The following is a 12599-nucleotide window of genomic DNA, read 5'->3' as shown; positions in this document are numbered from 1 at the left end:
GCAACTATTTTTTCTCGAAGATCGACAGAGTATGACTTCATTTAAAGGGATTTATATTTTAATTGATTGTACCTCATAACAGACGCAAGTGCTGTAAGGATTGGTCGAAGAGTTATGCCGATAATATCAAAGTTGAGGAAGCGATCGTTTATCAGGATGCCATAGAAGGAGAACAACAGCGTCCCTCAGAATTATTGCCTGTTTCTGATCAGGCGATAAGCCTGACGGCATAGCTAGCGCTTACCGCATCTCAACAACAGGTTGCTGATACTTTTTTCCAAGCCGGGCTAATTCCCTCACAAGTTGATGTCAAGCAACTATGGGACAGTAGTTTTAATGAAGATATCGCCAAATGCAATTAGCACTGTCTCCAGAAACGAAGATTTATCCCAAACACAAGCAACGAATTTACAATAGCCCTGCCTTGAAAATAGAGGCTGAAACAACGCAAAATCGTGACAACATCATTTTCATTGTTCCTTGTGAGCGCAGCTCATGTAGTCTCTTGCAAAAATATATTTTTGCACTCTTGGGGAAAAGGGGAAAGGTTAAAGGGGAAGGGTTGTAGTTCCTTTTCTCTTTACCCCTTAACCTTTACCCTGACTTTTGCAAGAAGTCTAATAGCCCACCTCTAGCCCTTTCATCCATACTTTAAATTACGAATTACGTTAGCGTAGCGGGGCGTAGCGGGGCGTAGCCCATTACGAATTATTCAATGTCACAATCACCTATTTTAGAAGCTAATACAGCAGCATCTTCTATTGATTTGTTTGAGCTTATCGAGTCGCTAGCGGCTGATTTTGCCACTCGCGCGGCTGTCCACGATCGCGACAGTTCTTTCCCTTTTGAGAATTTTCAGGCTCTCCACCAAGCACAATTGTTAAATCTCACAGTTCCCAGAGAATTTGGTGGACAAGATGCAGGCTACGCCACCGTCTGTCAAGTAATTGAAAAGATAGCCAGTGGTGATGCTTCTACAGCTTTGGTGTTGACAATGCACTACTTACAACATAACAATGCAGCCCGGACTCGTCGTTGGCATCCCGCAGTTTATGAGCGGCTGTGTCGGGAGTCAGTCACAGGTATTGCTTTACTCAATGCTGCCCGTGTGGAACCAGAATTAGGTACACCCGCCAGAGGGGGACTACCAGCCACAATTGCCAAACAAATAGATACTGGCTGGCTGATAACCGGTCACAAACAATACACTACGGGCAGCCCTATCTTAAGTTATTTCGTCGTTTGGGCGCGAACAGATGAAGAGGAACCACGAGTAGGTAGTTTTCTTGTCCCGCGCGACCTTTCTGGTGTGAGGATTGTGGAAACTTGGGATCATTTAGGGATGCGAGCTACTGGTAGCCATGACCTAATTTTAGAAGATGTCTTGATTCCTAAAGAATACGCTTTGGATGTGCATCCTTTGAACACTTTTTTAGCATCAGACCCTCTAAAATTAGCAGGTGGTAGTTTGTGGTTGAGTGCATTGTATCAAGGAGTAGCCACAGCTGCGCGAGATTGGTTAGTTAAGTATTTGAATGAGCGATCGCCTACTAATTTGGGTGCAAGTTTAGCAACTCTACCCCGATTTCAAACAGCTGTTGGTGAAATCGAAGCATTATTGTACGCCAATCAGCGACTCATTTACAGTCTGGCGGACGATATTGATCGGGGTGAGTATGACGCCAAAGTTGGTTTACAAACGCAAACAGTGAAATATCTAGCTACAAATAATGCCATTCGCGCTGTGGAAATTGGACTCGAACTGATTGGTAATCCTGGTTTATCCAAGAAAAATCCTCTGGAAAGACATTATCGAGATGTACTTTGCAGTCGCATTCATACACCGCAAAATGATGCAATTTGTTTGTCTTTAGGGAAATCAGCACTAAAAATTACAACCTAATTACGAGCAATTAATAGTCACAGCTTACGCCTATCAACGGTGAGCAGATGTTTAATGGACAAGTTGAAAGAGAGTTATTAGATGGAGTACCTTGGTTCTTTGGGCAACAGCCCCAACTACCAACTCATCTTCAATTATCATCTGATGAACAACAGCAAAGACGAGATATCTGGGAGTTACCAAAAGAAAATAGCCCCGAACCGGGGCCAACAAAAATACACTTCCATGATTCAAAATCTTCTTAATCATTCATGGACATCAACACCATAGAATTGTAAGCGAGCAGTCCCAATGATTGGATTATATGTTGACTTATCTGTAGATAGAGTCTGCACCTGGAATTGGTACACACCGTCGTACATGAGATTACGAAACGGTTTCAAGCCGATAGTGATTGTTTTGCCTGGTGCAACTGGTTGATCAAAGGTAACGATGACAGTTCGTGGTTGATTTTCACTATCCGCTAGCCTAATTCCTAACTTTTGTCCTCTACGGGCCAACTTGTCAGCAGTCTCACCTTTTCCTTCAAAGGCGAAACTTTCTTGAGAATTGAAGCGAATCGCTTCTAAACCTTGTATTTGAGTCAAAGCCACTTGTTGCAGTGAATCAGTAGCGGATGCTGGTACTGTTAAGGTGAAATAATAAGTTGCTTCCCAAGCGCTCACTTCATTGTAGGTTGTCATTGCAGACAATAAACGCGCTGGCTGTGCTGAGACGACTGCATAAGTACCGGGAATCGACAATAAACACAGTCCTGTGCTAACCAGTAGAGTTTTACACAAAGTTACAATGTTTTTCATGTTAGTTGGGGATGGATATTTTCATTCTTGCTTTTATTTTGGTAGTACCAATTTATAATTCGTTTTGGACAGTTAGGAGGACGGAAACCAACACCACCTACTTGCCGCAAAATTAAGAGGGATCAGATTTTTCTAGGTTTCTAACTTGAAAATAGGCGATGGAAGAGGTTGACAGCAGAAGTGTTTTGCTGGACAACGAAAAATAAGTAGCACAGCTAGGTAATATTGATGAAAGTAATTAACGTAAAAATCAGGATGCAACAGTAATCTCCGTCACATGAACTTGAAAACCAAGCTGTTCGAGTTGTCTGATTAAACGTTTGTTTTTAACTTCGGGTTTTTCTTGGCGTTCAAAATGAGAAACGCCTAAATCCGAATAAGGCTCTGAGCGTGAAATCAGATGATACGCAATCACTAAAATAGAATGGGCAACAGCTACAGCAGCACGTTTAGCCCCCCGTCGGGCAGATATACGTCGCAATTGTGCCACCAGATAAGTATTGGTACGAGAAGTTGCCCACGCAGCTTGTACAAGAATAGTTTTGAGAGTCCGATTACCTTTACGGCTAAAAGAGGACAATCTTTTGCCAGCACTCTCACAATTACCTGGTGCTAAACCAGCCCAAGCCGCCAGATGAGCCGCACTCTTAAACCGACTCATATCAGTACCAATTTCCGAAACAATTGCCTGGGCTGCTTTGAGGGCGACACCAGGAATGGTGTCCAAAAGTTCCACGGCTTGCTCAAAAGGGCGAATGTATTCTTCTATTTGAGCACAATTGCAGACTGCTTAATTGATAAGTCTTTCCGTTTTTCTTAGTGCCATTCATGTAGAGATTGTAGTGACAAGCAAATCTCAATCTCACTCACAAGGTCGAACAAGGGTTGTGGCTACATGATAGGTTGGTGATGAGATACAACTGATTAACAGAATCGGTACAATTAATGTCTGGGAAAATTCTCAAGATATTTACAGTTATGGTTCAAGCAACAGAACATCTTTAATATTGTCAAAGATGAATATATTTTAGGTGGTGAGCCAATTATCACGGGAACTCGTACATCTGTGAGAGCGATCGTTGAAACTTGGCGTATGGGTGTATCTCCTGAAGAAATTCCCCAAGGTTTGCCTCATCTAACCCTGGCACAAGTGTTTGATGCGTTGAGTTATTACACCGATCATCAAGATGAAATTAATGCTTATATTGAACGTAATCGCATCCCTGATGAATTGATTGTTATGCGACGATTTCACGTTAAGCCAGCACCAAGATACTTTCCATTTCGCTATTTACAAACTGAGTGATGATGTCAAATTTATTCCTCAAGATTTGAACAATCTTAGATGTTGGACTGTTGCCAATGCGAAGATAAACGAATTTGGGTGGATAACCATAAAGTAAACTGCGCTGATGAAAGTCAGAATCCTTGGAAACAATTACAAAATCACTTGCCTTTGCGTACTCCCAAATCATTAGATCATCAGTGTTAGTTAGTCCCAAAGTTTTAACATGCTCAGAGTCGGGATACAGATCGATAATCCTGTGAATAATCCGGTCTGAGAGGTTTTCGTCCAGTAGCAGTTTCACAAAGTTGCCACAAATAACTTTTTCTCGCGGTCGGCAGCAAAGGCAAGACAGGCTTTGATATCTTCAGAAGTTAGTTCAGAAAAATCTTCTAAAATTTCTTCTTCCGTCATACCACCTGCGAGATATTCCAAGATGTCAGACACAGTGATTCGCATTCCTCGAATGCAAAGCTTGCCGCTGCGTTTTCCAGGTTCAATTGTGATGATGTCGTGGTAATCCATAAGTTGGAAATCTAAAAAAATACTTGCCTCTACCCTTAAATCTTCAGCTTAAATAAAGCTTGTAACCGCTCAATTGCAGCAAGTTACATTGTGCCAGGGAAAACGCATGAGAAGTTGGATTGAAATGGTACTAAACCTATTTTACCTGGCAGTCTTGCTTGATGCGATCGCCCAAACTTTGCGGATGGGTGTCTCTCCTGAAGAAATTCTCCAAGGCTTGCTTCATCTAAACCCTGGCACAAGTTTTTGATGCGTTGAGTTATTACAGCGATCGCCAAGATGAAATTAATGCTTATATTGAACGTAACCGAATCCCTGATGAATTGATTGATCCGTTGGTGCGAGATTTATGAGTAACTTGTTCATTCGCTAATTCACAGCGACTATATCAAGTCTTCATCCATGTCCTCTGTAGCCAACACCTCTATCAATGGCTTCAGATCCAGATAAATTGTGCGATATGGATTAATAGGTGGTAGAAGCTCAATAGGATCAGCAAACTCAAATCCTAACTTAACGTAGAAGCCAGACGCATCATAAGTTGGCTCAACATCTGCATCGTAGAGCGCATCTACTGTAATGAATCTTACCCCAACAACAGGCACCACTTCCGTAATCACATAATCAATTGCCCATTCCACCAACCGCACTCCAAGCCCTTTTGTGCGTCTATCAACCGCGAGTAGCCCAATCTTGATAGCCGGAAAAGTACGATATTTCACGCTTTCTTGCGCCAAGAGCGCATTCTCCACCTGTAACTTATCCGCCAGAAGCGTAATGTAGCCTGCTAGAGCATCTTCCACCCTCACCATCCAACATTGACACAGATAGGAATATACTTCCCGTTGGATTCGCCCCTGTTTTCAATAAGTGACAAATTCTCCCCTGACACAGCGAAACCCCTGACCAAGTTGCCGCAGTTCAGGGGTTAGTAGCTCAATATCAAGTTTAGAAAAGTCAACTCCATCAAATTTACCGGAATTAGCCATTTTTCAGAGCTTTGCGGCGACGGCGAGTGGCAAGGCGTTTGGCCAGGGCAAGCATCTGATCGTTAACCACAGCCCCGCCAGAGTCGATCGCTTCCAGCAGTTTCTTAGCGGCAATGCCTGAAACGGGCTTAGATTGTGTCTGGAGAGGATATTTCATGGTATGGCATATAGTCTTTGTACATAATTATAGCAAGTGAGAAGGCTGACTCTAAACAGTTGCAAGTCCTGATTGAACATATTCTTGGAAAGCGAGAAGTCCACCTTGAGTATCCCAATGTTCCTTAAACGTGGGCAAATCCTCTAGCTTCATAGCATTACCGCCCTCATAACGAAGAACTGCTGGATAATCAAATATGGCATCTGCCTTGGCTGCTACAGGTGGGTTACTGCAATCAATCGCCCATAGCACCTCAACAATGCGGTAGATATTGTAATCACCTTGCCAGTCTTCACGTTCAGATTGGTGATCTAAAACTTTGACTAGATGCGTGACATACCCATTTTGCCGAAGCAAGATCAAATCATTTCTTTCCGGTCGATTGGCATTGGCTTCATCATCTTTCCAAGCTAACTTGAATAGTTCAGAAACTTTGAATTGAGGGTAGGCATATCCACCATCAGGAGGTCTTACATTTTTAGTCCACCGAGATTCTGCAAATTGATTGTTTCTTTCACGATTTAGTACTTACTGTATAGCTATTTATTATACAGCAAAGTACGCATAAATACTCAGTCAATGGTGATTATACGGAACAAGACTTGATTTTATATAAATGTTTGTGATACTCTACCTTCATTCATTAACTACAGTTACTTGATAAACTAACCGTAGTTTGTAGTTACACAGTGTGCGTCAAACGAGAATTACCCCTTATGCCAAAAGATTGGTATGAATGGCACGACCTCTACAACACTGAGCCAACATTGCAGCAGCGTCTAGAAATCGTGCGGGAATATATTGCTTATAGCTTGAATGCGTCGCCAGATGGCGCTATCCGAATAGTGAGTGTTTGCGCGGGTGATGGGCGAGATTTATTAGGAACTTTAAAAAATCACCCTCGGATAAATGACGTATACGCACGACTTGTTGAACTCAACCCTCAGTTAGTTGAGCGTGGACGAGCAACTATAGAATCATTGGGTTTAACCAAGCAAATTGAGTTTATCAATGGTGATGCAACTCTTGCTACTAACTATGTAGGAGCAGTACCAGCAGATATTGCGATCGCATGTGGTGTCTTAGGCCATGTGGCTGAAAAAATTGAACTCAATCGCTTAATCAATAACTTGAGTTTTCTGAGTAAAAGAGGTGCTTTTTTTATCTGGACTCGTGGACATTCTGACGGTATTTCCTACTCTGACAATGTGCGGAAAACTTTAGGTGCATCTGGATTTGAGGAAGTGAATTTTAAACTCACGGCTATAGGAAATATGGCGGTAGGTATTCATCGTTACCTTGGTGAAAACTTACCTCAACCCAAAGAGCAACAGTTATTTGTGTTTTCTGGCGTTCCTAGTAAAGCGAGGTAAAAAATGTCTATTCAAAACACAGTATCAACTTGGGAAGAACTTTTAGAGACTGCTATAAAAAATACCTCTGCGCGTAGGGTAAAGAGGACAGGACAATCTCCTTCTACTGCACCAATACCCAGCAGTTTACAGAAACTTCCGCCAAACACAGAACCGCCAGTTTTACTTTATCGAGATACTAATTCCTGGTGTCCTTTCTGCGAGAGAGTTTGGTTTGCTCTGGAAGAAAAGGAAATTCCCTTTGCAACGGAGTTTATTGATTTAAGTAATAAACCCAAATGGTACACTGACTTAGTTCCCACAACCCTTGTCCCAGCTGCCAAGATTGAGGGTAACTTAGTATATGAATCCAAAGATATTCTCTTGGTTTTAGAAGAAAAGTTTCCTTATCCATCATTACTATCTGAAAATCCAGAGGAAAACGCTGTTGTTAGACAGTTGGTTGAGGAGGCTGAGACTAACGGTTTTAGAGAGATTGCGTACAAATTCCTTAGAGAAGCACCTGTAGATGCTAATGAGTTGGCAAACTTACAAGCAGCATTTGAGGCGAAGTTGGATGAACTTGAGCAAGCTTTGGCTAAATATCCCAGCCCCTACTTTGTCAGTACATTTAGCTTAGTTGACATTATGTATAGCCCCCATTTGGATAGATTGGCGGCTAATTTACCTGTGTATCGGGGATATCACCTCAAGGGAAATCCTCGCTTTCCTCGTATTAATGCTTGGTTTGACGCACTTAATCAGCGTCCTGCTTATCAGAGAGTGAAGTCGGATAATATCACCAATAATTTACTGTTGCGTCGCAGATGGGGTGTAGAACCGATCGCCAATCCTTTACCTCTGGATGTGGCAGATAGTGAGAAAATTCAATATCGCGCCGAAGCAGCTGAGAGATTGAGTGATAATCGGGAAGTTGCGATCGCAGATGTGATCAAAAACTCTGGAGTCCAAGCAATAGCCGCAGATGGTGATTTTACCACAGTTAAGGACGCTGTTGATTTTCACCTGCGACAACTGGCTGATTATCTCATTCATGGCAATGGCGAAACTTTACCGGGTGGAAGGACTGGTGGTAAAAATAGCAATGTTGATCCTATCTTCGCTGCTGTGGGGGCGATCGCTTTCGCATATTTGAGAAATCGCATCTGCGCTCCCCGTGATATGAGTGCTGGTGCAGCAACGGCGTTTCGCGCAGCGATAGATAAATTGTTGACTTCTGTTTATTAATTTTGTGGGCGTTGCTGAATGTATAAAAGACATCTCCAACAAAGAATGTAGAGACGTAGCAGTGCTACGTCTCTACAAGGGTTTCTTCTGAATTCTGCCGTACTGTAGAAACTTTATTGAGGAAAGGGAATTGCTAGCAGTCCATAGTGAAAATCAACTACAATTAACCGCTGATGTACTGGTAATTGGTGGTGGACCTGCCGCTGCCTGGGCAGCATGGGCAGCCGCATCCCAAGGAGTCAAAGTCATAATTGTTGATAAAGGTTTTCTGGGTACGAGTGGTGCGGCGGCGGCTAGTGGCAATGGCATCATGGCTCCTTCTCCAGAGAATTGGGACAAAGTTTTATCGGAGCGTTATCGCGTAGGAAAAAACCTCGCTAACTCACGTTGGATCGAGCGTGTGATCGAAAAAACTTGGCTGAGTTTGCCCCTAGTGGAAAGTTGGGGCTATCGTTTCCCTAAAGAAGATGGGGAATCTGTGCGTCAGAGTTATTATGGCCCTGAATATATGCGGGTACTTCGCAAAAACCTTCTGCGTGTTGGTGTGCAGATTCTTGATCAAAGTCCCGCTCTAGAGCTTTTATTGGCTGATGACGGCTCAGTAGCTGGAGCAAGAGGTGTGCAGAGGCAGCATCATCGTACCTATACCGTTCGTGCTGGTGCAGTAGTCTTAGCGAATGGCGGTTGTGCATTCTTGAGTAAAGCATTAGGTTGCAATACCAATACAGGTGATGGACTATTGATGGCAGTGGAAGCTGGTGGGGAACTTTCTAGTATGGAAGCTTCTAATCACTATGCCATTTCGACGGCTTTCAATGCGACTGTAACCAGGGGTGTTCCCTTTGGCTGGGCTAGTTATACCGATGAAGCAGGCAATGATCTGGGTGGCTATATCAATGGTCGTCGCGATCCATCGTTTCTCCCTAATGCCCTCCTGAAAGGCCCCGTTTATGCTCGTTTGGATCGAGCCACGCCTGAAGTTAAAGCAGTGATTGAGAAGTCTCATTTCATTGTTTTTCTACCCTATACAAAAGCTGGTATTGACCCCTATACAGAACGAGTGCCTGTGACACTTGTTTTAGAGGGTACAGTCCGTGGTACAGGTGGGATTAGTTTGACCGATGATAATTGCGGTACAAAGGTTCCTGGACTCTACGCTGCCGGTGATGCTGCATCGCGGGAATTTTTAGCCGGTTTAGCTTCTGGGGGTGGTGGCCCCAATGCTGCCTGGGCAATCTCCACAGGGCAATGGGCAGGAGTTGGGGCAGCGGACTTTGCTAAGAGTTTGGGCGCTCAAGCAAATGAACGGGTTGCGCGTCCTGCTGGTAAAGTGGGATTGCGCTCATCATCCTCACCCACTGCTGAAACATTCGATAGTGAGGTGATCGTGCATGGTGTACAAGCCCAGATGTTCCCGTTGGAGAAGAATTACTTACGTTCTGAACAGGGACTTTTGGATTCTCTTGCTAAATTAGAAACGCTGTGGCAGCAAGTACAAGGGAACCCAAAACAAGATACAGTGCGCGATGTGGAATTTTCTCGGCGAGCAGCTGCTTTGACGGCTGTAGCACGATGGGCATATTTTAGCGCGTTACATCGCACGGAAACGCGCAGCGAACATATTCGCATAGACTATCCCGAAACCGATCCAAATCAGCGTTATTACCAAGCAACAGGCGGCTTAGATAAGCTTTGGGTGAGGCGTGATTGGATTACGGATGCGATCACTACACCACCAGTACAAACCACTCAAACCATACCCTCTGTATCAAAGTTGTAGCAGGAGCATGTCATGATCGAGCTTGTCAGCCATAAACTCTGTATTAATTGCAATTTGTGTGTCCAAGTTTGTCCTACCAATGTCTTTGACTCCGTACCTAACGAGCCACCTGCGATCGCCCGCAAGGAAGACTGTCAAACTTGTTTCATGTGTGAGGCTTATTGCCCTGCGGATGCACTGTATGTTGCGCCCCAATCTCATACCAATGTTGCAGTCAATGAGGATGATTTAATTGAAAGTGGCATCATGGGTGAATATCGTCGCCTCTTGGGTTGGGGATATGGTAGAAAAAACAATAGTGAATTGGATACGGCTCATAAGCTGCGCCAACTGCCACGTCCTTATCAAAGTTAATTTGGGTGTTTGGGGAGTGGGTTTTTATTCAGCACTTTCAAGCACTTTTTGACGTAGTTCTGGGAAGACTTTGGAGACTTTATTCAAGAGATATTCGCCATAAGTTCCGTCAAATTCGTGAACACTGGCTTTATCCCAGCGATCGCTTTGATCATAATTCACTACTACGTTGTTCAGTTCAATGGGTTTGACTTCAACGTTGAAATTGGGATCAAAGAAGAATGGAAATGACAGGCGATTACTTGTTGATAGGTTTTGAACGCGGTGGGGTGTTGAGCGATACAGTCCTCGTGTCATGCGATCGAGCATATCGCCAATATTGCACACAAACGAGCCAGGAATAGGAGGCGCATCTATCCAACCAGACTTTGATTTAACTTGTAATCCACCAACACTATCTTGTTTGAGTATAGTTAATACTCCATAATCTGTATGTTCGCCAACGCCCCATTTAGATTCAGCTAATGATGAATTAGGAGGGTAATTGAAAATCCGAAATAATATCAATGGGTCTTTTGTATAACGGTCTACAAAATAGGAATTTTCTAACCCCAAACTCAGAGCAATACCAGCCATTAGGATATGTCCGAGTTTGGTCATTGAGTCTATATAATCCAGCACTGTTTCCCTAAATTGGGGAATGTTGGATGGAAAAAGATTGCACCCGTGCATTGGTATACCAGCTTTCACAAGTGGGTGATTTTCTTCTAGTTCTGCACCGAAGTAAATACCTTCTTTTAAATCAGGTCTACCTGATGTTAACTCGTTACCAACGGGGAAATATCCTCGCCATGCTCTACCACCAAGAGCCATACGAATCTTCAGTTTGGTTTCTATATCCTGCGCGAAAAACTGTTGGCTGAGATGTTCTAGTTTTTCTTGTAATTGTTCATCAACTCCATGTCCAACGATATAGAAGAAACCGTAATCATGGAGAGCTTGTCTGATTTGGTCTGCAACTACATTAGAAGATTTGTTAGTTTGAGAAACTAACGTACTAATATCAATAATGGGAACTTGTGAAAACTTTTTATCTACAACTTGTAAGATTGTCATAGTTAAGTATGGACTAATAACTAGGCTACACAGTAAATTATATCGATAACTATAATGTTGGTTATGGCGATCGCTAGCCTTAGTCAAGTATTTAGACAAAGTATTTTGAGTATAAATTTGTAAACTTTATCTAAATCCGGTAATTCGATGCAGATACCGTAGTATTATCTAAATAATTCTCATTATTTCTGCAAACAACAATAATTTACTGAACAAGGAGTAATTTATTGTTTAATATCAATTGCGTAAAAATCTTGTTAATTTAAGAACAAACATAATCTAGAAATATGCGGTACAATCAACTAGGTAATAGTGACCTAAAAGTTTCCGAAATTTGCCTTGGTACTATGACCTATGGGCAGCAAAATACTATTGAAGAAGCCCATCAGCAGCTAGATTATGCGATTAAACAGGGAATTAACTTCATTGATGCGGCTGAGATGTATCCAGTACCAACCAGTGCTGAAACCTACGGCTTAACCGAAACTTATATTGGAGAATGGTTAAAACATCAACAGCGAGAAAAACTAATAGTTGCTACTAAAATTGCGGGGCCTGGCCGCGGCTTTAAATGGTTACGTGATGGAGCTAAAGCCATTGATAGAGACAATATCAAACAAGCTGTAGATGATAGTCTAAAAAGATTACAGACAGACTATATTGATTTATATCAAATCCATTGGCCTGATCGTTATGTACCACGTTTTGGGCAAACAGTTTTTGACCCTAATCAAGTAGAGAAAACAGTTCCCATCACTGAACAGCTAGAAGTTTTTGCTGATGTCATCAATGCGGGTAAAATTCGTTATATCGGTTTGAGTAATGAAACTCCTTGGGGCGTTGCACAATTTAGTCAAGCAGCTAAACAATTAGGATTACCTAAAGTTGTTTCTATTCAAAATGCCTACAATTTACTCAATCGAGTTTTTGATGGCGCACTTGCAGAAGCAGTTTATTACGAAAACGTTCCTTTACTAGCTTATAGTCCTTTGGGATTTGGCTATTTAACTGGTAAATACCTCAACGGTAAACCAGAAAAAGCAAGAGTTACATTAGACCTCTTGCAAAAGTCAGTTAAACAGATTCGGTTTTGGGCAGACGAAGTTCATAGTTGTACAAACCAGCTATTAGATTAAACCTTAAGCCAAAT

Annotated in this window: 19 protein-coding genes; 11 read left to right on the top strand and 8 right to left on the bottom strand. The window is 42.6% G+C overall.

What is annotated here, in order from left to right; translation table 11 throughout:
• Positions 1-62 precede the first annotated feature (62 nt).
• The 4 genes from HCR01_RS35290 to HCR01_RS35275 all read left to right on the top strand — a co-directional run bounded on the left by HCR01_RS35290 (position 63) and on the right by HCR01_RS35275 (position 2148).
• Entirely contained in the window at positions 63-233 is a 171-nt protein-coding gene (locus HCR01_RS35290; protein WP_193200565.1) for a hypothetical protein, read from the top strand.
• Between the two features lie 119 nt (positions 234-352).
• A complete protein-coding gene (locus tag HCR01_RS35285; RefSeq protein WP_193200564.1) occupies positions 353-568 on the top strand; it encodes a hypothetical protein in 216 nt (71 codons plus the stop codon).
• Between the two features lie 147 nt (positions 569-715).
• Positions 716-1903 (top strand): acyl-CoA dehydrogenase family protein, encoded by a 1188-nt coding sequence (locus HCR01_RS35280; protein WP_193200563.1) that lies wholly within the window; start codon positions 716-718, stop codon positions 1901-1903.
• 47 nt (positions 1904-1950) lie between these two features.
• On the top strand, positions 1951-2148 hold the full coding sequence (locus HCR01_RS35275) for a hypothetical protein (protein ID WP_193200562.1): 198 nt from the start codon (positions 1951-1953) through the stop codon (positions 2146-2148).
• Here the strand turns inward: HCR01_RS35275 and HCR01_RS35270 are convergent, their stop codons facing one another.
• The gene (locus HCR01_RS35270) at positions 2149-2703 is read right to left on the bottom strand and encodes a DUF2808 domain-containing protein (RefSeq protein ID WP_193200561.1); all 555 of its coding nucleotides are present in this window, start codon (positions 2701-2703) and stop codon (positions 2149-2151) included.
• Positions 2704-2953: 250 nt separating this feature from the next.
• The gene (locus HCR01_RS35265; RefSeq protein WP_320073253.1) at positions 2954-3439 is read right to left on the bottom strand and encodes a transposase; all 486 of its coding nucleotides are present in this window, start codon (positions 3437-3439) and stop codon (positions 2954-2956) included.
• A 330-nt stretch (positions 3440-3769) separates the two neighbouring features.
• On the opposite strand from HCR01_RS35265, the gene HCR01_RS35260 reads away from it, so the two are divergent.
• Entirely contained in the window at positions 3770-4009 is a 240-nt protein-coding gene (locus HCR01_RS35260) for a DUF433 domain-containing protein (RefSeq protein WP_413774009.1), read from the top strand.
• On the opposite strand, the gene HCR01_RS35255 is transcribed toward HCR01_RS35260, so the two are convergent.
• Positions 3960-4292, bottom strand: a complete 333-nt coding sequence (locus tag HCR01_RS35255) for a DUF5615 family PIN-like protein (RefSeq protein ID WP_193200560.1) — start codon at positions 4290-4292, stop codon at positions 3960-3962. The genes HCR01_RS35260 and HCR01_RS35255 overlap by 50 nt on opposite strands.
• Positions 4289-4513, bottom strand: coding sequence for a DUF433 domain-containing protein (locus HCR01_RS35250; protein WP_193200559.1), 225 nt, complete (start codon positions 4511-4513; stop codon positions 4289-4291). Before HCR01_RS35250 ends, HCR01_RS35255 begins: the two co-directional genes overlap by 4 nt.
• 106 nt (positions 4514-4619) lie before the next feature.
• Between HCR01_RS35250 and HCR01_RS35245 the strand changes: the two genes are divergently transcribed.
• Complete coding sequence (locus tag HCR01_RS35245) at positions 4620-4763, top strand: hypothetical protein (RefSeq protein WP_193200569.1); 144 nt, start codon at positions 4620-4622, stop codon at positions 4761-4763.
• Between the two features lie 133 nt (positions 4764-4896).
• Here HCR01_RS35245 and HCR01_RS35240 read toward each other — a convergent pair whose 3' ends face one another.
• The 3 genes from HCR01_RS35240 to HCR01_RS35230 all read right to left on the bottom strand — a co-directional run bounded on the left by HCR01_RS35240 (position 4897) and on the right by HCR01_RS35230 (position 6022).
• On the bottom strand, positions 4897-5325 hold the full coding sequence (locus tag HCR01_RS35240) for a GNAT family N-acetyltransferase (RefSeq protein ID WP_226889999.1): 429 nt from the start codon (positions 5323-5325) through the stop codon (positions 4897-4899).
• Between the two features lie 169 nt (positions 5326-5494).
• A complete protein-coding gene (locus HCR01_RS35235) occupies positions 5495-5659 on the bottom strand; it encodes a hypothetical protein (RefSeq protein ID WP_193200558.1) in 165 nt (54 codons plus the stop codon).
• A gap of 51 nt (positions 5660-5710) precedes the next feature.
• Entirely contained in the window at positions 5711-6022 is a 312-nt protein-coding gene (locus tag HCR01_RS35230; protein ID WP_193200568.1) for a hypothetical protein, read from the bottom strand.
• Between the two features lie 353 nt (positions 6023-6375).
• Here HCR01_RS35230 and HCR01_RS35225 point away from each other — a divergent pair, with 353 nt between their 5' ends.
• The 4 genes from HCR01_RS35225 to HCR01_RS35210 all read left to right on the top strand — a co-directional run bounded on the left by HCR01_RS35225 (position 6376) and on the right by HCR01_RS35210 (position 10393).
• Complete coding sequence (locus HCR01_RS35225) at positions 6376-7032, top strand: class I SAM-dependent methyltransferase family protein (protein WP_193200557.1); 657 nt, start codon at positions 6376-6378, stop codon at positions 7030-7032.
• A 3-nt stretch (positions 7033-7035) separates the two neighbouring features.
• Positions 7036-8259, top strand: a complete 1224-nt coding sequence (locus HCR01_RS35220; RefSeq protein WP_193200556.1) for a glutathione S-transferase family protein — start codon at positions 7036-7038, stop codon at positions 8257-8259.
• Positions 8260-8389: 130 nt separating this feature from the next.
• Entirely contained in the window at positions 8390-10039 is a 1650-nt protein-coding gene (locus HCR01_RS35215; RefSeq protein WP_226889998.1) for an FAD-dependent oxidoreductase, read from the top strand.
• A gap of 12 nt (positions 10040-10051) precedes the next feature.
• Positions 10052-10393, top strand: a complete 342-nt coding sequence (locus HCR01_RS35210; RefSeq protein ID WP_193200555.1) for a 4Fe-4S binding protein — start codon at positions 10052-10054, stop codon at positions 10391-10393.
• A gap of 24 nt (positions 10394-10417) precedes the next feature.
• Here HCR01_RS35210 and HCR01_RS35205 read toward each other — a convergent pair whose 3' ends face one another.
• Positions 10418-11449 carry an isopenicillin N synthase family dioxygenase gene (locus tag HCR01_RS35205; protein ID WP_193200554.1) on the bottom strand — a complete coding sequence of 344 codons (1032 nt, stop codon included), beginning with the start codon at positions 11447-11449 and terminating at the stop codon, positions 10418-10420.
• A 287-nt stretch (positions 11450-11736) separates the two neighbouring features.
• On the opposite strand from HCR01_RS35205, the gene HCR01_RS35200 reads away from it, so the two are divergent.
• Positions 11737-12585 (top strand): aldo/keto reductase, encoded by an 849-nt coding sequence (locus HCR01_RS35200; RefSeq protein ID WP_193200553.1) that lies wholly within the window; start codon positions 11737-11739, stop codon positions 12583-12585.
• Positions 12586-12599: the final 14 nt, after the last annotated feature.

The organism is Nostoc sp. MG11 (assembly GCF_014904695.1).
GTDB lineage: Bacteria > Cyanobacteriota > Cyanobacteriia > Cyanobacteriales > Nostocaceae > Komarekiella.
Note: the sequence above shows the minus strand (reverse complement) of the source record. Positions and strands in the feature narration are given on the sequence as shown.